Annotated in this window: 20 protein-coding genes; 13 read left to right on the top strand and 7 right to left on the bottom strand. The window is 74.5% G+C overall.

From position 1 onward, the window contains the following. Positions 1–53: 53 nt before the first annotated feature. The 3 genes from FS882_RS03045 to FS882_RS03035 are packed head-to-tail and all read left to right on the top strand — an operon-like array spanning position 54 to position 4,006. Positions 54–1,166 carry a thiamine ABC transporter substrate binding subunit gene (locus FS882_RS03045; protein WP_158370715.1) on the top strand — a complete coding sequence of 371 codons (1,113 nt, stop codon included), beginning with the start codon at positions 54–56 and terminating at the stop codon, positions 1,164–1,166. Positions 1,167–1,181: 15 nt separating this feature from the next. Next, complete coding sequence (locus FS882_RS03040; RefSeq protein WP_158370713.1) at positions 1,182–2,954, top strand: ABC transporter permease; 1,773 nt, start codon at positions 1,182–1,184, stop codon at positions 2,952–2,954. Next, positions 2,951–4,006: an ABC transporter ATP-binding protein gene (locus tag FS882_RS03035; RefSeq protein WP_158370711.1), complete on the top strand. Its 1,056-nt coding sequence runs from the start codon at positions 2,951–2,953 to the stop codon at positions 4,004–4,006. Before FS882_RS03040 ends, FS882_RS03035 begins: the two co-directional genes overlap by 4 nt. A gap of 35 nt (positions 4,007–4,041) precedes the next feature. Here FS882_RS03035 and FS882_RS03030 read toward each other — a convergent pair whose 3' ends face one another. Beyond that, positions 4,042–5,169 (bottom strand): GNAT family N-acetyltransferase, encoded by a 1,128-nt coding sequence (locus tag FS882_RS03030; RefSeq protein ID WP_158370709.1) that lies wholly within the window; start codon positions 5,167–5,169, stop codon positions 4,042–4,044. Between the two features lie 126 nt (positions 5,170–5,295). Between FS882_RS03030 and FS882_RS03025 the strand changes: the two genes are divergently transcribed. The 5 genes from FS882_RS03025 (at position 5,296) to FS882_RS03005 (ending at position 9,440) form a co-directional block, all read left to right on the top strand. After that, positions 5,296–5,937 (top strand): hypothetical protein, encoded by a 642-nt coding sequence (locus FS882_RS03025; RefSeq protein ID WP_158370707.1) that lies wholly within the window; start codon positions 5,296–5,298, stop codon positions 5,935–5,937. A gap of 99 nt (positions 5,938–6,036) precedes the next feature. Further along, positions 6,037–7,296, top strand: coding sequence for an Nramp family divalent metal transporter (locus tag FS882_RS03020; protein ID WP_158370705.1), 1,260 nt, complete (start codon positions 6,037–6,039; stop codon positions 7,294–7,296). Between the two features lie 198 nt (positions 7,297–7,494). Next, positions 7,495–8,163 carry a TetR/AcrR family transcriptional regulator gene (locus FS882_RS03015; RefSeq protein WP_187365105.1) on the top strand — a complete coding sequence of 223 codons (669 nt, stop codon included), beginning with the start codon at positions 7,495–7,497 and terminating at the stop codon, positions 8,161–8,163. Between the two features lie 126 nt (positions 8,164–8,289). Continuing rightward, a complete protein-coding gene (locus tag FS882_RS03010; protein ID WP_158370701.1) occupies positions 8,290–8,505 on the top strand; it encodes a hypothetical protein in 216 nt (71 codons plus the stop codon). A gap of 95 nt (positions 8,506–8,600) precedes the next feature. Beyond that, complete coding sequence (locus FS882_RS03005) at positions 8,601–9,440, top strand: class II glutamine amidotransferase (protein ID WP_158370699.1); 840 nt, start codon at positions 8,601–8,603, stop codon at positions 9,438–9,440. Between the two features lie 13 nt (positions 9,441–9,453). On the opposite strand, the gene FS882_RS03000 is transcribed toward FS882_RS03005, so the two are convergent. The 4 genes from FS882_RS03000 to FS882_RS02985 are packed head-to-tail and all read right to left on the bottom strand — an operon-like array spanning position 9,454 to position 11,798. Continuing rightward, positions 9,454–10,230 (bottom strand): ABC transporter permease, encoded by a 777-nt coding sequence (locus FS882_RS03000; protein WP_147795241.1) that lies wholly within the window; start codon positions 10,228–10,230, stop codon positions 9,454–9,456. Then, entirely contained in the window at positions 10,227–11,027 is an 801-nt protein-coding gene (locus tag FS882_RS02995; RefSeq protein WP_158370697.1) for an ABC transporter ATP-binding protein, read from the bottom strand. Before FS882_RS02995 ends, FS882_RS03000 begins: the two co-directional genes overlap by 4 nt. After that, positions 11,024–11,389, bottom strand: coding sequence for a DUF1048 domain-containing protein (locus FS882_RS02990; protein WP_158370695.1), 366 nt, complete (start codon positions 11,387–11,389; stop codon positions 11,024–11,026). The genes FS882_RS02995 and FS882_RS02990 overlap by 4 nt, the downstream gene beginning before the upstream one ends. A 1-nt stretch (position 11,390) precedes the next feature. Continuing rightward, positions 11,391–11,798, bottom strand: coding sequence for a PadR family transcriptional regulator (locus FS882_RS02985; protein WP_158370693.1), 408 nt, complete (start codon positions 11,796–11,798; stop codon positions 11,391–11,393). Between the two features lie 162 nt (positions 11,799–11,960). Here FS882_RS02985 and FS882_RS02980 point away from each other — a divergent pair, with 162 nt between their 5' ends. Continuing rightward, a complete protein-coding gene (locus FS882_RS02980) occupies positions 11,961–12,830 on the top strand; it encodes an AraC family transcriptional regulator (RefSeq protein WP_158370691.1) in 870 nt (289 codons plus the stop codon). A gap of 10 nt (positions 12,831–12,840) precedes the next feature. Here FS882_RS02980 and FS882_RS02975 read toward each other — a convergent pair whose 3' ends face one another. After that, positions 12,841–14,394, bottom strand: a complete 1,554-nt coding sequence (locus FS882_RS02975) for an SDR family NAD(P)-dependent oxidoreductase (protein ID WP_158370689.1) — start codon at positions 14,392–14,394, stop codon at positions 12,841–12,843. Between the two features lie 96 nt (positions 14,395–14,490). Next, a complete protein-coding gene (locus tag FS882_RS02970) occupies positions 14,491–14,907 on the bottom strand; it encodes an HNH endonuclease (protein ID WP_158370687.1) in 417 nt (138 codons plus the stop codon). 103 nt (positions 14,908–15,010) lie between these two features. Between FS882_RS02970 and FS882_RS21805 the strand changes: the two genes are divergently transcribed. The 4 genes from FS882_RS21805 (at position 15,011) to FS882_RS02950 (ending at position 19,882) form a co-directional block, all read left to right on the top strand. Beyond that, a complete protein-coding gene (locus FS882_RS21805) occupies positions 15,011–15,973 on the top strand; it encodes a cold shock domain-containing protein (protein ID WP_158370685.1) in 963 nt (320 codons plus the stop codon). A gap of 279 nt (positions 15,974–16,252) precedes the next feature. Beyond that, the gene (gene dnaK / locus FS882_RS02960; protein WP_158370683.1) at positions 16,253–18,115 is read left to right on the top strand and encodes a molecular chaperone DnaK; all 1,863 of its coding nucleotides are present in this window, start codon (positions 16,253–16,255) and stop codon (positions 18,113–18,115) included. Next, positions 18,112–18,741 carry a nucleotide exchange factor GrpE gene (locus FS882_RS02955; protein ID WP_158370681.1) on the top strand — a complete coding sequence of 210 codons (630 nt, stop codon included), beginning with the start codon at positions 18,112–18,114 and terminating at the stop codon, positions 18,739–18,741. The genes dnaK and FS882_RS02955 overlap by 4 nt, the downstream gene beginning before the upstream one ends. 127 nt (positions 18,742–18,868) lie before the next feature. Continuing rightward, positions 18,869–19,882, top strand: coding sequence for a DnaJ C-terminal domain-containing protein (locus FS882_RS02950; RefSeq protein WP_158370679.1), 1,014 nt, complete (start codon positions 18,869–18,871; stop codon positions 19,880–19,882). Positions 19,883–19,895 lie beyond the last annotated feature (13 nt).

Below are 19,895 nucleotides of genomic sequence, written 5' to 3'. Positions count from 1 at the left end.
GGGGCGCGGTGGTGCGGTGCGACCCCCTCGGTGCACATCGAGGAGGAACCACCATGGCGCGCACGCGCGCACGCAGCCGGGCACCCCGGCGCACCACCACGGCCGGGCTCGCCGCCCTCGCCGGCGTCCTGGCCCTGACGGCCTGCTCCGTGACCGGGTCGGGCTCCGGCTCCGACGCCGCGTCCGACGACGGCTCCGGCGCCGCCGGCGGCACCGTCACGCTGGTCACGCACGACTCGTTCCACGTGAGCGACGGCCTGCTGGAGCAGTTCGAGGCCGACACCGGCCTGACCGTGAAGCAGGTCGCGCCCGGCGACGGCGGCGCGCTGGTCAACCAGCTGATCCTCACCAAGGACGCCCCGCTCGGCGACGTGGTCTACGGGATCGACAACACCTTCGCCTCGCGGGCGATCGACGAGGGCGTGCTGGAGCCGTACGAGTCGCAGGCGCCCGCGGCGGCCGACGCCGCCGCGTACGCGCCCGACGGGTCGCACTCGCTCACCGCCGTCGACAGGGGCGACGTGTGCCTGAACGTCGACCACGCCTGGTTCGCCGAGCGGGGGATCACGGAGCCGACGACGCTCGAGGACCTGACGGACCCGCAGTACAAGGACCTGACCGTCGTCACCAACGCCGCGACCAGCAGCCCGGGCCTGGCCTTCCTGCTGGCGACCGTCGGCGCCTTCGGCGAGGACGGGTGGCAGCAGTACTGGACCGACCTGACGGCCAACGGTCTGAAGGTCGCCGAGGGCTGGTCGGACGCCTACTACACCGACTTCTCCGGCGGCGGCGGGGGCGGCCCGCGGCCGATCGCGCTGTCCTACGCGTCGAGCCCGCCCGAGACGATCCCCGAGGGCGGCGGCGAGCCGACCACCGGCGCGCTGCTCGGCACCTGCTTCCGGCAGGTGGAGTACGCCGGCGTGCTGGCCGGCGCCCAGAACCCCGAGGGCGCGCAGCAGCTGGTCGACTGGCTGCTGTCCGACGCGGTCCAGGCCGACATCCCCGGGTCGATGTACATGTACCCGGTGAGCACGACCGTCGACCTGCCGGAGGCGTGGGCGCAGTGGGCGCCGCTGTCGGACGCGCCGTACGAGGTGCCGCTCGACGACATCGCGGCGAACCGCGACGCCTGGGTCCGCGAGTGGACCGACCTGGTCGTCGGCTGAGGCGCGGCTGACCCGATGAGCACGGCGACGCGGACGCCCCCGACCGGCACGGGCCGGCCGGGGGTGCCCGCGCGCCCGGGGCCGGCCGGCGCCGTGGCGGGGCGCCCGCCGCTCCGCGCGCCGTCCCGGGGCTGGGCGCTCGGCCGCGCCGGGGCGTGGGCGCTCGCCGCCGCCGTTCCCCTGCTGTTCCTCGGCACGTTCTTCGCCTGGCCGGTGCTGTCGCTGGTCGGGCGGGGCTTCCTGCCGGACGGCGCGCTCGACCTGTCGGGGTTCGCGGACGTGTTCTCCCGGCCGCGCACCTGGCGCATCGTCGGGCTGACGCTGGCCCAGGGTGCGATCGGCACGGTGCTGTCCGTGCTGCTCGGCGTGCCGGGCGCGTACGTGCTGTACCGGTGCCGGTTCCGCGGCGTGGGCGCGCTGCGGGCGCTCGTGACGGTGCCGTTCGTGCTGCCGACGGTGGTGGTCGGCGTCGCGTTCCGCGCGCTGCTCCGGGAGAACGGGCCGCTCGGCTTCCTGCACCTGGACGGAACGTTCGCCGCGATCGTCGCGGCGCTGGTGTTCTTCAACTACGCGGTGGTCGTGCGGACGGTCGGGGGGCTCTGGCAGCGGCTCGACCCGCGACCCGAGCAGGCCGCGCGGTCGCTCGGCGCGTCGCCGGCCCGGGCGTTCTGGACGGTGACGCTGCCGGCGCTGACGCCCGCGATCGTGTCGGCGGCGTCGCTGGTGTTCCTGTTCTGCGCGACCGCGTTCGGCACGGTGCTCGTGCTCGGCGGGATGCGGTACGGCACGGTCGAGACCGAGATCTGGATCCAGACCACCCAGTTCCTCGACCTGCGGGCCGCCGCGGTGCTGTCGGTGGTGCAGGTGGTCGTCGTGGTCGCGGCGCTCGCGGTGGCCGGCCGGGCTCGGGCGCGGCGGGAGCGGGCGCTGTCGCTGGTGGCGCCCGGGTCGTCCGGCGCGGGGCCGACCCGCCCGCACGCGGTGCCCGCGGTCGTGACCGGGGTCGTGCTGGTGCTGCTGGCGCTGCCGCTCGGCGCGCTGCTGCTCGGGTCGCTGCGCACCGGCGACGGGTGGGGGCTCGACCACTACCGGGCGCTCGGCACCACCGGCGGCCGGAACGCGCTGACGGTGACCGTGTGGGAGGCGCTGGGGAACTCGCTGCGGATCGCCGTCGACGCGACGCTGCTGGCGCTGCTCGTCGGCTGCCTGGTCGCGCTCGTGGTGTCCCGGCGACCCCGGGCCCGGGCGGCGCGCCGCGCGGTCGGCGTGCTGGACGGGGCGTTCATGCTGCCGCTCGGGGTGTCGGCGGTGACCGTCGGGTTCGGCGCGCTGCTCACGCTCGGCCACCCGTTCGGCATCCAGACCGACCTGCGGAGCAGCGGGATCCTGGTGCCGGTCGTGCAGGCCGTGGTCGCCGTGCCGCTGGTGGTGCGGACCGTGCTGCCCGTGCTGCGGGCGATCGACCCGCGGCTGCGCGAGGCGGCCGGCACGCTCGGCGCGGGACCGGGCCGGGTGCTGCTCGGCGTCGACGGCGCGCTCGCCGCCCGGTCGATCGGGCTGGCCGTCGGGTTCGCGTTCGCGGTGTCGCTGGGGGAGTTCGGCGCGACGTCGTTCCTCGCCCGGCCCGACCTGCCGACGCTGCCGGTCGTGATCTTCCGGCTCATCGGGCAGCCGGGCGCCGACAACTACGGGATGGCCCTCGCGGCGAGCGTGGTGCTCGCGGTGCTGACGGCCGGGGTGATGGCGCTCGCGGAGCGGTTCCGCGGGCCGGCGGGAGGAGAGCTGTGACGGGGACGGGGTCCGGTGCGGGTCCGGCGGGTCGCGGCCTGGCGGTGCGCGACCTGGTCGTGCGCTACTCCGGCGCGGGCCGGGGCGCCCCGGCGGTGACGGCCGTCGACGGGGTCGCGCTCGACGTCCCCCTGGGCGAGGTGCTCGCGCTCCTCGGCCCGTCGGGCTGCGGGAAGTCGTCGCTGCTGCGCGCCGTCGCCGGCCTGGAGCCGCCGACCTCCGGCGCGGTGGCCTGGGACGACGTCGACCTGGCCGCGGTGCCGGTGCACCGGCGCGGGTTCGGCCTGGTGTTCCAGGACGGCCAGCTGTTCCCGCACCGGGACGTCGCGGGCAACGTGGCCTACGGGCTGCGCGGCCTGCCGCGGGCGGACCGGGCCGCGCGGGTCGCGGAGCTGCTCGAGCTGGTGGGCCTGCCCGGCTACGGCCGGCGTCCCGTCGCCACGCTGTCCGGCGGCGAGCGGCAGCGGGTGGCGCTCGCCCGGTCGCTCGCGCCCCGGCCGCGGCTGCTGCTGCTCGACGAGCCGCTGTCCGCGCTCGACCGGTCGCTGCGCGAGCGGCTGGCCGACGACCTGCGCCGGGCGCTCGTCGCCACCGGAACGACCGCGCTGTTCGTGACCCACGACCAGGACGAGGCGGCGACGGTCGCCGACCGGGTCGCGGTGATGTCCGCGGGCCGGCTGCTGCAGGTCGACGCGCCGGAGACGCTGTGGCGGCGGCCGGCCTCGCGGGAGGTGGCGGAGTTCCTGGGGTACCGGACGTTCCTGGGCGCGGGTGACGCGGCGGGCGGCGGCGCGGCGCTCGCGGTGGCCGCAGGCGGCTGGCGGGTGCTCGGCCCCGCCGACCCCGAGCCCGGGTCGGCGACCCCGGTGCGCGCGGCCGTCGTCGCGGAACGCCGGACCCGGCGCGGCCGGGCGGAGGTCGTCGCGGTGCTGGAGCCCGAGGACGCCCGGGTCACCGCGGCGCTGCCCGCGGGCGGGGCCGGGGCGCCGGAGCCGGGGGACCGGGTGCGGGTCGCGGCCGAGGAGGGCGCGGTCGCGGTCGTCGGCGCCTGACCCGGGTCGTTCCACCGTCAGGCGGGGCGCGCGCCTCAGCCCAGCCGGAGCTGCCACTCGCCGGCGCCGCCTGCCGGGCGGAAGCCCAGCGCGACGTTGATCGCCAGCATGTGCGCGTTCTCCTCGGCGTTCCAGGTCCCGACCCGGCGGGCGCCCGGCTGCACCTCGGCCAGCCGGGCGAGGTTCGCCGTCTTGACCAGCATCCCGAGCCGGTGCCCGCGGTGGTCCCGGAGCACGAGCGTGTCGTCCTGGAACACGTACGCGTCCGTGTCCGGTCGGCTGACCAGCGCGGTGAACGCGGCGAGCGCGCCGGTCGGCCCGTGGAGCGCCGCCGCGACCCGGTAGGTCATCCCGCGCTCGACGAACGACCGCTCGGCGACGCGCACCCGCGCGCCGTCCCAGACGTCCTCGCGCAGGTCGAGCCCGCCCGCCGGGGCGTCCGTGCTCATGCGGGTCTGGAGCAGGGCGAAGCGGTCGAGCAGCTCGTCGGGGCACCGGCCCTCCCAGAGCACGACCCGGTAGTCCGGCCCGGCCGCCGCAGCCGCCTGCGCCGTGTGCGCGGCCAGGCGCTCCGCCGGGAGCGGCACGTCGAGCACCGAGCGGCGGGTCACCTGCTCCAGGTCCCAGCCGCGGCGGACCAGGAACGTCACGCCGGGGTGCGCCGCGGGGACGCGGCCGGTGCCGGTGCTGGGTACCAGGGCGTCCGTGGCGGCGTCGGGCTCCGACGCGTGGTCCGTCGACGTCGTCAGCATGCTGCGCCCGTGCGCGCGGGCGGTGGACACCCCGAGGTCGTGCAGCGCGGAGCCGATCCCGCGCCCGCGGTGCTTCGGCCGGACGTCGAGCTGCAGCAAGCCGGTGTGGGTGTTGTCCTGCCGGGGCAGGTTGAGCGCGACGTAGCCGAGCACGCGCGCCGGGTCCGCCGGCCCGTCGTGGACGGGGGCGTCGAGCGCGACGAACCGCAGCTTCTCGTCGTACTCCTGGTGCCGCAGGCCCGCCAGGACCTCGGCGGGTGTGCGCGCGTGGTCGAGGTCGCCCCAGGCGTCGAGCACGGCGGCGTTCGCCGCCTCCACCAGGCCGTGCAGCAGCCAGGCGTCCGGGGCGTCGAGCGCCGCGGGCACCGGGAGCGGGACCAGGTGCGGCCGGGTGGTGGCGGAGGCGGACATGGCCCCCATGGTCGTCAGGACCGTCGCGGCGGGCCACAGAATTCCGGCAGGCCCGCGGTTTCCGGAGCGCTGCTACCGGAACCGGGTCCCGGGCCGCGCCTCCCGGCGACGGGTACGGTTCGCGCCATGCCAGTCCTGGAGATCATCGGGTGGGTCGGGTCCGTCCTCGTCGTGGTGTCGCTGATGCAGGCCCGGGTCCTGCGGTTCCGGTGGCTCAACTTCGCCGGCTCGGTCATCGCGACCGCGTACAACACGATCGTCGGCATCTGGCCGTTCGCGGCCATGAACGGCGTGATCGCGGTGATCGACGCGTACTGGCTGTGGCGGCTGACGCGTGAGCGGCACGACGCCGACGTGTACGAGGTGGTGCCGGTCGGGGCGGGCGACCACTACCTGCGGCACGTGCTCGGGGTGCACGCGGACGACATCGCGCGGTACTACCCGTCGTTCGGCCTTCCGGGTGACGCGGCGGGTGACTCCCGCTGGGCCTACCTGGTCCTGCGCGGCGACGAGACCGTCGGCGTCGTCGTCGTCCGGGACGCCGGCGACGGGGTCGGCGAGGTCGAGCTGGACTGGGTGACGCCGCGGTTCCGGGACTTCGCGCCGGGCGAGTTCGTCTACCGGCGGTCGGGGGTGTTCGCCGGGACGGGGCTGCGGTCGCTCGTCGTCGCCGAAGACGCGCGGGACACCGGGCCGTACCTCGAGCGCGTCGGGTTCGCGCGGGTCGACGGCCGGTGGCGCCGCGAGGTCGAGCCCGCCGCGGCCTGACCCGGCGGCGGGCCGTCTGCCGGCTCGTCCCGCGTGCGCGGTGGCGCGGCACCGAGGAGAGTTCGGGTATCCGAACTCTCGTGTCTACACTGAGTTCGGATGTCCGAACTTGGAGGTGCGGTGACCACCACGACCGATCGGCAGGCCGTGCGGCGCGGCCGCGTGCTGCCCCTGCTGGGCCCTGCCTTCGTGGCGGCGATCGCCTACGTGGACCCGGGGAACGTCGCGGCGAACCTCACTGCCGGCGCGCGCTACGGCTACCTGCTGCTGTGGGTGCTGGTCGGCGCCAACGTGATGGCGGTCCTGGTGCAGTACCAGTCCGCCAAGCTCGGCATCGTCACCGGCGACTCGCTGCCCGGCGTGCTGGGGCAGCGGCTGCGGCGCCGGTCGCGGCTGGCGTACTGGGCGCAGGCCGAGGTCGTCGCGGCGGCCACCGACATCGCCGAGGTGGTCGGCGGCGCGATCGCCCTCCACCTGCTGTTCGGGCTGCCGCTGGTCCTCGGCGGCCTGATCGTCGGCGTCGTCTCGATGCTGCTGCTGGCGACCCAGAACCGGTACGGGCAGCGGCGGTTCGAGACGGTGGTCGTCGGGCTGCTGCTGGTGATCGTCGTCGGGTTCCTGGCCGGGCTCCTGGTCGGCCCGCCCGATCCCGGCGAGATGCTCGGCGGCCTGGTCCCGCGGTTCGCCGGCACGGACTCGGTGCTGCTCGCGGCGTCGATGCTCGGCGCCACGGTCATGCCGCACGCCATCTACGTGCACTCCGCGCTGAGCCGGGACCGGTTCGGTCGGGTGCCCGACGAGTCGGCGCGGTCCGGGCTGCTCCGGGCGACCCGGTGGGACGTCGGCGCGGCGCTGACGCTCGCCGGCACGGTGAACATCGGGCTCCTGCTGCTCGCCGCGGCCAACCTGCGCGGCGTCGAGGGCACCGACACCATCGAGGGCGCGCACGCGGCGATCAGCGGCGCGCTCGGCCCGGTGGTCGGCGTGGTGTTCGCGATCGGGCTGCTGGCGTCGGGGCTCGCGTCCACGTCGGTCGGCTGCTACGCCGGCGCGGCCGTGATGGAGGGGCTGATCCACCGGCGCATCCCGCTGCTGGTGCGGCGCTCGATCACGCTGGTCCCGGCGCTGGTGCTGCTCGCCGTCGGTGCGGACCCGACGTGGACGCTGGTGGTGAGCCAGGTCGTGCTGAGCTTTGGCATCCCGTTCGCGGTGATCCCGCTGGTGCGGCTGAACCGGGACCGGTCCCTCATGGGCCGGTACGCGAACGGCCCGCGGCTGCAGGTGGTCCTGGTGGTCGTGGTCGCCCTGGTCGTGGCCCTCAACCTGGCCCTGCTGCTGCTCCTGGCGACGGGCCACTGACCTGTTTCGGTAGCGGAACTCCGACAACCCTGCGCCCCCGTGCCTGCCCTCTGACCAGCCAGAACCCTGCCGAGCGGGCAGGAGATGTCGCTTCGATCGCCGCGACGGGGACATCGACTGCTCATCCGGCGACAGGGTCGCGCGGTTGTGGGAGCGGCGCTACCGAAAGGAATGCGTAGCGCTGCTACGGTTACCCACGTGACCAGCAGCGACACCGCACCACCGCGGGACGGGCGCGCCGCCCGGGCCGCCGCCTCCCGGGCGCGGATCGCCGAGGCCGCCACCCGGCTGTTCCTCACCGACGGGTACGGGCCGACGACGATCACGGCCGTCGGCCGCGCCGCCGGCCTCGGGGTGCAGACCGTCTACTACTCCTACCCCTCCAAGTCCGACATCCTCGTCGGCTGCCTGGACCACGCCGTCGACGGGGCCGACCGCCGGGACGCCGCGCCCGACCTCGCCGACCAGCCGTGGGTGCGCGCCGTCGTCGCCGAGCCGGACCCCGCCCGCCGGGTCTTCCTGCACGCGCGCGGGGCGGCCGAGCTGCTGGGGCGGGCCGCCGGGGTGCAGGACCTCGTGCGCGCGCACGCCGTCGGCGACCCGGTGCTGCACGCGGCGTGGGAGCGCGACGAGGCGCGCCGGCGCGCGGTGCACCGGCTGCTCGTCGAGGCGTGCGACCGAGACGGGGTGCTGCGCCCGGGGCTCGACGTCGAGCGGGCGACCGACGTGGTGGCGCTCGTACTGGGCCCGGAGACGTGGAACGCGCTCGTGCGGCGGGGCGGGTGGAGCGCGCTCGCCTGGGCCCGGTGGGCGCACCGCACGCTGCTGGCGGACCTCGTGCCGTCCCGCTGGGACCCCGAGGCGTAGGCCGGGCGCGCCGCCGCTCCGCCGCGGGACGGACCCGGCGGCGCCGGGCTCGCCCGCGCGGCCGAGCGCGAAGATCCGCCGCCCGCCCGAGGCGTCGCACCGGGGCGCGAACCTAGGCTGACCAGCATGAACACCGACAAGAACACCACGACCGACCCGGCCACCGCCCTCCTCGGCATCGGCGGCCTGCTGCTCCTCCTCGGCGTCGTCGCGATGCAGCGGGAGGCGGGCACGTGGCTCGTGCTGGCCGCGATGGGCGCCGCCGCGGCGGTCTCGCTCGGCTCCGTCCTGATGCGTCGCCGGCAGCCCGCGCCGGCCGTGCAGGCGCCCACCGAGGACTGACCCCGAGCGCACCGGGGCCTACCTGCGAGGCCCCGGTGCACAGTGGCCCCGAGGGGCCGGCGACGGCGCGGGCCCACCCACAGGGGGAGGCCGCCATGTGCCGATGGCTCGCGTACACGGGTTCGCCGGTGACGCTCGACGAGCTGCTCTACAAGCCGGAGAACTCGCTCGTGATGCAGAGCCGGCACAGCCGGCTGGGCGTCGAGCCGATGAACGGCGACGGGTTCGGCGTCGGCTGGTACGACGACCACTCGCCGATCCCCGGGCTGTTCCGCAGCATCGAGCCCGCGTGGAGCGATCGCAACCTGCGCGAGCTGTCGCAGCACATCCGCTCCGGCATGGTCATCGCCCACATCCGCGCGACGACCGGGACCGCGGTGCAGCAGACCAACTGCCACCCGTTCCGGCACGGGCAGTGGCTGTTCGCGCACAACGGCGTGATCAACGGGTTCAGCACCCTGAAGCGGGACCTGCGCATGGCCGTCGACCCGGACCTCTACCCGCTGATCGAGGGCTCCACGGACTCGGAGGCCCTGTTCTACCTGGCGCTGACCTTCGGGCTGACCGACGACCCGCCGGCCGCCGTGGCCCGGGCGGTCGGCCTGATCGAGGACGTCGCCCTCCGGCACGGCGTGGCGTTCCCGGTGCAGGGGACGTTCGCGACGACGGACGGGCAGCGGCTGTGGACGTTCCGGTACTCCTCCGAGGGCCGGTCGCGGTCGCTGTTCCGGAACCGGGACGTCGCGGTGCTGCGGGCGCAGTACCCGGACAACCCGGTCCTGCACGGGCTGTCCGACGACACCCGGATCGTGGTCTCGGAGCCGCTGGGCGACCTCAAGGGCGCCTGGCTCGAGGTCCCGGAGAGCACCTGCCTCGTCGTCGAGGACGGGCGCGAGGAGCTGGTGCCCTTCGCGCCCGTCCTGGCGACGGCCTGACCCCGGCCCGGGGTCAGCCCACCTTGCGCCGGTACGCCCGCACGGACAGCGCGTACGCCAGCACCAGGATCCCGACCAGCCACGCCAGCGCCACCCACAGGTCCCCGCCGACCGGCTCCTGGGCGAACAGCGCCCGGATCGAGTCGACCACGGCGGTGACCGGCTGGTGCTCGGCGAACCAGGCGACCGCGGTCGGCATCGAGTCCGTCGGCACGAACGCCGAGCTGATGAACGGCAGGAAGATCAGCGGGTAGGAGAACGCGCTCGCCCCGTCGACGGTCTTCGCGGACAGGCCGGCGAGGACGGCGATCCAGGTCAGCGTGAGCGTGAACAGCACCAGGATGCCCGCCACGGCGAGCCACGCGAGGACGGTCGTCCCCGTGCGGAACCCCATGAGCAGCGCGATCCCCACGACCAGGACGACCGACGTCAGGTTGGCCGCCATCGAGGTCAGCACGTGCGCCCACAGGACGCTCGGCCGGGCGATCGGCATGGACTGGAACCGCTCGACGATGCCGCCCTGCAGGTCGAGGAACAGCCGGTACGCGGTGTACGCGACGCCTGACGCGACCGTGATGAGCAGGATGCCCGGCAGCAGGTAGTCGACGTACGACGCCGTGGACCCGCCGTGGATCGCGCCGCCGAACACGTAGACGAACAGCAGCATCAGGGCGACCGGGGTGACCGCGGTCGTGATGATCGTGTCGGGGCTGCGCAGGATGTGCCGCAGCGACCGGTCGGTGAGGGCGACGGTGTCGCCGACGACGTGGGTGGTGGCGGTGGCGCTCATCGCGGGTCCTTCCCGGCCGGCGTGCTGCCGGCACCGACGAGGGCGAGGAACACGTCCTCGAGCGTGGGCTGCTTCTCGACGTACTCGACCCGCGCGGGCGGGAGGAGCCGCTTGAGCTCGGCGAGCGTGCCGTCCTGGATGATCGTCCCCTCGTGCAGGATCGCGATCCGGTCGGCGAGGCGCTCCGCCTCATCCAGGTACTGCGTGGTGAGCAGGACGGTGGTGCCGCTGGTCGCGAGCTCTTCGACGGTCCGCCACACCTCGTTGCGGGCCTGCGGGTCCAGCCCGGTCGTCGGCTCGTCGAGGAAGATCACCGGCGGGTCGCCGATCAGGCTCATCGCGATGTCCAGCCGGCGCCGCATGCCGCCCGAGTAGGTCGACGCCCGGCGCCCGCCCGCCTCGGTGAGCGCGAACCGGTCGAGCAGCCGGTCCGCCACCGCCCCCGGGTCGGGCAGGTGCCGGAGCCGGGCGACCAGCCGGAGGTTCTCCCGGCCGGTGAGCATCCCGTCGACGGCCGCGAACTGGCCGGTGAGGCTGATCGACTCCCGGACCTCCGCGGCCTGGCCGACGACGTCGAACCCGTGGACCGTCGCCGTGCCCGCGTCCGGCTTGAGCAGCGTGGACAGGATCCGGACGAGGGTCGTCTTGCCCGCCCCGTTGGAGCCGAGCAGGGCGACGATCGTCCCCGGTGCCACCTCGAGGTCGACGCCGCGCAGCACGCGCAGGTCGCCGAACGACTTCTCGACGCCGCGGACGGCGACGGCCGGGCCCGGGGCGCCGGCGGCTCCGGCGCTCATCGGGCGTCCCCTTCGGCCTCGTCGATCGCCTTCGTCAGGCGGGCGCGCTCCTTGTCGATCCACCGGTCGCCGACGTACGCCTGGGCGAACGTCTCCGCGAACTCGACCGGGTCGTCGCCCACGACGTCGCGGACGGGGGTCCCGTCGGTCGCCGCGCGCTCCCACAGGTCCGCGAGGTCGGTGAACATCGTGACCATCGTGTCGCCGTCGGTGACGCCGCCGGAGTACATGAGGTACCGGTGCGTGGCCTTCGCGGCGGTGCGGTAGGGCTCCGGCAGCGCCTTGATCCGCGCCATGTCCTGCCGGTACTGCTTCTTCTGCTCGAGCGAGCCGGTGAGGGCCTCGATCCACTTCGCGACCATGTCAGTCGTCCCCTTCGGTGCGGTCGGTGGTGCGGTGGGTGGTGCCGGAGTCGGTGCTGGTGGAGCCGGTGCCGGTGCGGTCGGCGTGCGCGGCGCGGAGGTGCTCGATCCGCCCCGCGAGGAACGCCCAGGTGGTCCAGAACCCGTCGAGCTGGGCGCGGCCCGCGGCGTTGAGCGAGTAGACCTTGCGCGGCGGTCCCTTCTCGGACGGGACCTTCTCGACGTCGACGAACCCGCGCTGTTCGATCCGGACCAGGAGCGCGTACACGGTGCCCTCGGCCAGGTCGACGAACCCCTCGTCGCGCAGCTGCGCGGTGATCTCGTACCCGTACGCCGGCCGCGCCTCGAGGATCGCGAGGACGATGCCCTCGAGCGTGCCCTTGAGCATCTCGGTCATCTGGTTGGCCATCGTGGGCTCCTGTACTCGGTGTCGCTGACTACCGGTACAACGTAACGCTAGGTACCGGTACTTGGCAACACTGAATACCTACGAGTCCTGATCGGATCGGGCCAGGATGGTCGGGCGGCGTCACCGGGGCGGTCGGCAGGCTGGGTAGCGGAAGGGAGCACCGTGATCGCCTCGCTCAACCGGCTCGTCGATCTCGTGGAGGACCACCTCGACGAGGAGCTCGACGTCCCCCGCGTCGCCGCCGCGCTCGGCACCACCGAGTACCACCTGCGGCGGATGTTCTCGTCGCTGGCCGGGATGCCGCTGTCGGAGTACGTGCGCCGCCGGCGGATGACGGTCGCGGCCGCGGAGGTCGTCGGCGGCAGCGGCGACCTGCTCGGGATCGGCGTGCGGTACGGCTACGGGTCGGCCGAGGCGTTCGGCCGCGCGTTCCGCGCGGTGCACGGCGCCAGCCCGGGCCAGGTCCGGCGCGACGGCGGCCCCCTCCGGACCCAACCCCGTCTCAGGTTCCGCCTGACCGTCGAAGGAGCAGCACCCATGGACGTCCGACTCGTCTCCCGGCCCGACTTCCGTCTCGCGGGCCACGCCGCCCGCGTCCCGCTCGTGCACGAGGGGGTGAACCCCGCGATCCAGCAGCACGTCGCGTCGCTCCCGCCCGAGCAGCACGCGCGCCTCAAGGCGCTGGGCGACGCCGAGCCCGCCGGCCTGCTCGCCGTGAGCGCCGACCTCGACCCGGACCGGCGCGAGGGCACGGAGCTGACGTACCTGCACGGCGTCGCCGTCTCGGACGCGGTCGAGGTGCCGGACGACCTCGACGTCCTGCCGGTGCCGGCGGGGTCGTGGGCGGTCTTCCGCGCTGCCGGGCCCTACCCGGAGACGCTGCAGCGCGTGTGGGCCGCGACCGCGACCGAGTGGTTCCCGTCGAACCCGTGGCGGCTGCGGCCGGGCCCGGAGGTCGTGGCGGTCCTCGACCGCGCCGACGACCTCAGCACCGCGACCGTCGAGCTCTGGCTCCCGGTGGAGCCGGCCTGACGGGCTCGGGTCACCACTGGGAGCGGGCGTAGTCCTTGAGGAAGCAGCCGTACAGGTCCTCGCCCGCCTCGCCGCGGACGATCGGGTCGTAGACGCGCGCGGCGCCGTCGACCAGGTCGAGCGGCGCGTGGAACCCCTCCTCGGCGAGCCGCACCTTGGTCGGGTGCGGGCGCTCGTCGGTGATCCACCCGGTGTCGACGGCGGTCATGAGGATGCCGTCGGCGAACATCTCGCCGGCACTGGTCCGGGTGAGCATGTTGAGCGCGGCCTTGCTCATGTTCGTGTGCGGGTGGCCGGGGCCCTTGTACCCGCGGGCGAACACGCCCTCCATCGCCGACACGTTCACGATGTAGGTGCGCCGGGCCGGCGACGCCGCCATGGCGGAGCGCAGGCGGCTGACCAGGATGAACGGCGCGGTCTGGTTGCAGAGCTGGACCTCGAGCAGCTCCATCGGGTCCACGTCGTCGACCGTCGCCACCCAGGAGTTGGTCTCCGCCACGTCCGGGATGAGCCCGCCGGCGTCGATCGACGTCCCCGCGACCAGCCGCTCCAGGCTCGCGGCCTCGGCGGTCAGCGACAGCGCGGTCAGCTCCTCCGCGGCGGCGCGCCCGGCCCGCTCGATCGCCAGGGCGGGGCTGGTCAGGTCGCTCACCGACCCGGCGAGCGCGCGGGGGTGTGCGTCGCTCGTGCGGCCGAAGGTCGTGATCATCCGCGCGGCGTGCGTGTCCAGCGGGGCGTCCTCGGCGTCCGTGATCCGCGCGTACGCGCCCGGCGACCGCCGCACCGTCTGCGCGGCGTTGTTGATCAGGATGTCCAGGGGGCCCTGGGCGGCGACGTGGTCGGCGAGGGACACCACCTGGGCCGGGTCGCGGAGGTCGATGCCGACGACGTGCAACCGGTCGATCCAGTCGGCGGAGTCGTCCATCGCGCTGAACCGGCGGACCGCGTCCTTGGGGAACCGGGTGGTGATCGTCAGGTCGGCGCCGTCACGGAGCAGCCGCAGCGCGATGTACATGCCGATCTTGGCGCGGCCGCCGGTCAGCAGCGCGCGGCGGCCCGCGAGGTCCGTGCGGGCGTCGCGCTTGGCGTGGTGCAGCGCCGCGCAGTCCGGGCACAGCTGGTGGTAGAAGGCGTCGACGACCGTGTAGTCCTGCTTGCAGACGTAGCAGGCGCGCGGCCGGATGAGCGTCCCCGCGATGGCGCCGGTCGCCGACGAGGTGATCTGGATGCCGGCGGTCTCGTCGTCGATGCGGCCCGGGCTGCCGGTCGCGGTCGCGGCGACGACGGCGGCGTCGGCCTCGGCGACCAGCCGGCGCTTCTCCCCGCGGCGGTGCTTCTTGGCGGCCTTGAACATCGCGGACGCGGCGCGGCGGGCTGCGGCGTGCTGCGGGTGCGTCTGCGGCAGGGCGGCGACCTGGTCGGCGACGCGCAGGAAGGTGGCGAACTCGGCGGGGTCGACGCCGGGCGCGTCGGCCGCCGCGACGAGGTCGGCGGACGCGGGGTCGAGGGCCTCGTCGGCGGGCCCGTCCGGGTGCTGCGCGGGCGTGGTCGTCTGCGCGCTCATGCGCCGTCCGTCCTGGGGTGGGGAGAAGGCGCCGCGGTCGCGCGGGGCCCGGAGGATCCTACGCGGCGGACCCCCGCGAGCCCACGGTGCGTCTGGTCACACCGGTCCGGCAGGGTCGGCCTGGTCCGCCGTGTCGGCGCGCCCGATCGGGCGCAGCGCCCGCACGATCGTCGCCTGCCGGACCAGGAACGCCCGCTCGTCGAGCTTCTTCCGCCGGAGCCACCCGGTGACCTCGTCGTTGTGCTTGCTCGCGTTGCACGACGCGCACGCCGGCACCACGTTGTCCAGGGTGTACCGGCCGCCGCGCGAGATCGGCAGGACGCAGTCCCGCTGCAGCGCCGTCGACGGTGCCCCGCAGTACGCGCACGCGCCGCCCCACGCCGCGACGAGGTCGGCCCAGTCCGTCGTGCTGAGGTCGTTGTCGGCGAGGGCGACCCGGCGCCGGCGGCGCTTCGCGTACCGCGCCCGGGTCGACGGCGACGCTCCCGACGAGACCTTGCGACGGCGGACCACGCGGCGACGCTACCGCCCGCCGGCGCCTCGGGGTTCGTCCCGCGCCGCCGACCGGTGGACACTGGTGCGCAGCAACCGCCGTCACCACCCGAGGAGTACCACCGTGCCGCAGGGAACCGTCCGCTGGTTCGACACCGAGCGAGGGTTCGGCTTCCTCGCCCTCGGCGACGACGCCGAGGACCTGTTCGTCCACGCGTCCGAGATCGTCGGCCAGGACGGCCCGGCGTCGCTGCGCGAGGGGCAGACCGTCGAGTTCGAGATCGGCGAGGGCGACCGGGGCCCGCAGGCCCGCGAGGTCCGCGTCACCGGCGACGTCGCCACCGACGCCGCGCCGGGGCGGCTCGGCACCGTCAACTGGTACGAGCCGGCCAAGGGCTACGGCTTCATCACGCCCGACAGCGGCGACGGCGAGATCTTCGTGCACTCCTCCGCGATCGTCGGCGGCGGGGTGATCGCCGAGGGCCAGCGCGTCGCGTTCCTCGTGGTCGAGGGGGAGAAGGGGCCGCAGGCCGACCACCTGCTGCCGCTCGGTGCCGACGCCGCGGGGGGCCCGGGCCGCGCGGCCACGAAGAACGACGGGGCCGACGGCACCGTCACCTGGTACGACGCGGGCAAGGGCTTCGGGTTCATCACGCCCGACTCCGGGGAGCAGGACATCTTCGTGCACGCGCGCTCGCTGCACGGCGACCTGGCCGAGCTCGTCGAGGGCGACCGGGTGACCTACCGCGCCTCGGAGGGCGAGAAGGGCCTGCAGGCCCAGGGCGTCCGGCTGGTCGGCGGCCCGTCCCGGGGCGGCCACGGCGGTCGCGGCGGGTCGGACCGGCGCGACTCCGGCCGCGGCCCGGCGCCGTCCCGCGCGCCGCAGCGCGGCGGCCAGGGCGTCGTGGCGCGCTACGACGCGGAGCGCGGCTTCGGCTTCATCACGCCGGACGACGGCGGCCCGGACCTGTTCGTGCACGTCTCGGTCCTGCAGCGCGAGGAGGCGCTCTTCGAGGGGGACCGCGTCCGGTACCAGGTCCGCCAGAGCGACCGCGGCCCGCAGGCGGACCGCGTCGAGCTGATCTGACCCGCGCCCGGCTCGTGCCGGGCTCGTCGAGACCGCAGAAGATGCGGGGTTCACGCACGTCGAACCCCGCATCTTCTGCGTCCTCAGCGTCCGTGGCGGGGGCGGGAACATTCCGGGGTGGTCGGGAGTTGAGTGGGGTGGACTCAAGTTCGCAGCCGCGGAGTTGCACCGTGATCGACCGCGACGCAGACTTGAGTGCAGCAGGCTCAAGGCGCCACCCGCCCCGCCCCGGGACGGCCGCAGCGCCCGACGACGCAGCACGAACGAAGGAGCACAGACATGGCACGAGCAGTCGGCATCGACCTGGGCACCACCAACTCCGTGGTGGCCGTCCTCGAGGGCGGGGAGCCCACGGTCATCGCCAACGCGGAGGGCGCGCGCACGACCCCCTCGGTCGTGGCGTTCTCCAAGACCGGTGAGGTCCTCGTCGGTGAGGTCGCCAAGCGGCAGGCCGTCACCAACGTCGACCGCACCATCGCGTCCGTCAAGCGCCACATGGGCACGGACTGGACGACCGAGATCGACGACAAGAAGTACACGGCGCAGGAGATCTCCGCCCGCGTCCTCGGCAAGCTGAAGCGCGACGCGGAGGAGTACCTGGGCGAGCCGGTCACCGACGCCGTCATCACGGTCCCGGCGTACTTCAACGACGCCGAGCGCCAGGCGACCAAGGACGCCGGCCAGATCGCCGGCCTGAACGTCCTGCGCATCGTGAACGAGCCCACCGCGGCGGCCCTGGCCTACGGCCTGGAGAAGGGCAAGGAGGACGAGCTGATCCTCGTCTTCGACCTCGGCGGCGGCACGTTCGACGTCTCCCTGCTCGAGGTGGGCAAGGACGACGACTTCTCGACCATCGAGGTCCGCGCGACCTCCGGCGACAACCGCCTCGGCGGCGACGACTGGGACAACCGGATCGTCGAGTGGCTGGTCGGCCAGGTGAAGAACTCCACCGGCGTCGACCTGGCGAAGGACAAGATCGCCGTGCAGCGTCTGCGCGAGGCGGCGGAGCAGGCCAAGAAGGAGCTGTCGTCCGCGACCAGCACCAACATCAGCCTGCAGTACCTCTCGATGAGCGAGAACGGCCCCATCCACCTGGACGAGAAGCTCACCCGGGCGCAGTTCCAGCAGATGACGGCCGACCTGCTCGAGCGGACCAAGGCGCCGTTCCACGCGGTCATCCGCGACGCGGGCATCAAGGTCGCCGACATCGACCACGTCGTGCTCGTCGGCGGCTCGACCCGCATGCCCGCCGTGGCGGACGTCGTGCGCGAGCTGACCGACGGCAAGGAGCCCAACAAGGGCGTCAACCCGGACGAGGTCGTGGCCGTCGGCGCCGCGCTGCAGGCCGGTGTCATCAAGGGCGACCGCAAGGACGTCCTGCTGATCGACGTGACCCCGCTGTCCCTCGGCATCGAGACCAAGGGCGGTGTGATGACCAAGCTCATCGAGCGCAACACGGCCATCCCGACCAAGCGCAGCGAGATCTTCTCGACGGCCGAGGACAACCAGCCGTCGGTGCTGATCCAGGTGTTCCAGGGCGAGCGCGAGTTCGCGCGGGACAACAAGCCGCTGGGCACGTTCGAGCTGACCGGCATCGCCCCGGCCCCGCGCGGCGTCCCGCAGATCGAGGTCACCTTCGACATCGACGCGAACGGCATCGTGCACGTGTCCGCCAAGGACCGCGGCACGGGCAAGGAGCAGTCGATGACGATCTCCGGTGGCTCCGGCCTGCCGAAGGACGAGATCGACCGCATGGTCAAGGAGGCCGAGGCGCACGCCGCCGAGGACAAGAAGCGTCGCGAGGAGGCGGAGACCCGCAACTCCGCCGAGCAGCTGGTCTACTCCACGGAGAAGCTGCTCACCGACAACGACGACAAGCTGTCCGACGACGTGAAGACCGAGGTCCGCTCGGCCGTCGACGACCTGAAGAAGGCGCTCGAGGGCGAGGACCTGGCCGAGGTCACCGCGAAGCAGACCGCGCTGGTCACCGCGTCGCAGAAGATCGGCGAGGCGCTCTACTCGGCGAACCAGTCCGCCGAGCAGCCGGCCGCCGACCAGGCCCCGGCGGGTGACGCGTCGTCCGCGCAGGACGACGACGTGGTGGACGCCGAGATCGTCGACGACGAGGGTGACAAGAAGTGACCGACCAGCCGAACCCGCAGGGGCGCGATCCCGAGGAGGAGGCCCCGCGCGTGACCGACAAGCGGCGCATCGACCCGGAGACCGGGGAGCTGCGCGAGCCGACCGCCGAGGAGCAGGTCCTGGCCGAGGCCGAGGCGGCGGCGACCGCCGCCGAGGAGGCCGTGGTGCTGGAGGGCCTGGTCGAGGCGCAGAAGCTCGCCGCCGAGCGGCTCGACGAGCTGCAGCGGCGGAACGCCGACTACTTCAACCTCGAGCAGCAGTACTCCGCGTACGTGAAGCGGTCCAAGGCCGAGGCGCTCACCGCCCGGGACCAGGGCGTCGCGTCGGTCGCCGAGGCGCTGATCAGCGTCCTCGACGACATCGAGCTGGCGCGCCAGCACGGCGACCTGGTCGGGCCGTTCGCGTCGATCGCGGAGAAGCTCGAGGGCACCCTGGGGCGGTTCGGCATCGAGCGCTACGGCGCCGCCGGCGAGCCGTTCGACCCGCAGGTGCACGAGGCGCTCATGCACGGGCACTCGGCCGACGTCACGGAGCCGACGGTGCAGCAGGTGCTGCAGCCCGGCTACCGCATGGGCGAGCGCGTGATCCGCGCCGCCCGGGTGGCGGTCGTCGACCCGGAGGCGTGACGGGCATCATCAGGACCCACCGGCAGGGGCCGCGTCGTCACGGCGCGGCCCCGGCCGTGGGGTCCACCCCGGTCCGGGGCCGGACGCAGGCCCCGGGGAACCGGACGAGAGAGCGGAAGGAGGCGTCGTGAGCGGTCAGGACTGGCTGGAGAAGGACTTCTACGCCGTGCTCGGCGTCGCCAAGGACGCGGACGCGGCCACGATCAAGAAGGCGTACCGCAAGCTCGCCCGCACGATGCACCCCGACCACAACCCGGGGGACGCGGCGGCGGAGGCGAGGTTCAAGGAGGTCGGCGAGGCCTACGCGGTGCTCTCCGACCCCGAGCAGCGGCAGCAGTACGACCAGCTCCGGGCGATGGCCGGCGGCGCGCGGTTCCGCGCGGGCGCGGGTGGCCCGGGTGGCGCCGGTGGCGCCAACGGCGGCTTCGAGGACCTGTTCGGCGGCGTGTTCGGCGGCGGCGCCGGCGGCACCCGCGTGCGGTTCCCGCAGGGCGCGGGCACCGGCGGCGCGAGCGCGGGCGGCGGCGGGTTCGAGGACCTGCTCGGCGGCCTGTTCGGCGGGGGCGGCGGCTTCGGCCAGGGCCGCACCGCCCGGCGGGGCGCCGACCTGGCGGCCGTGACCACCCTGCCGTTCCGGCAGGCCGTGGAGGGCTCGACCGTGGCGCTCGGCGTCGAGGGGCGGACCGTGAAGGCCCGCATCCCCGCCGGCGTGCGGGACGGGCAGAAGATCCGGCTGCGCGGCAAGGGCCGCCCCGGGGAGAACGGCGCGCCCCCGGGCGATCTCGAGGTCACCGTGCGCGTGACGCCGCACCCGGTGTTCGCGCTGGACGGGAACAACCTCCGGGTGACCCTGCCGGTCGCGTTCGACGAGGCCGCACTCGGCGCGGAGGTGCCGGTGCCGACCCTCGACGGCGGTCAGGTGCGTCTGAAGATCCCGGCGGGCACCCCGTCGGGCCGGACGCTGCGGGTCAAGAGCCGCGGCGTCACGACGACGAGCGGCACCGGGGACCTGCTGGTCACCGTGCAGGTCGTCGTCCCGCAGCGGCTGAGCGCCGCCGCGAAGGAGGCCGTGCAGGCGTTCGGCATCGCGACGTCCGGCGAGGACCCGCGGGCCGACCTGCTGGCGCGCGCGAAGGACTGACCGGCCGGCGCGC

This window comes from Cellulosimicrobium cellulans (assembly GCF_007679345.1).
Classification (GTDB): Bacteria; Actinomycetota; Actinomycetes; order Actinomycetales; family Cellulomonadaceae; genus Cellulomonas; species Cellulomonas cellulans_A.
This window is presented reverse-complemented; position numbering and strand designations above follow the sequence as displayed.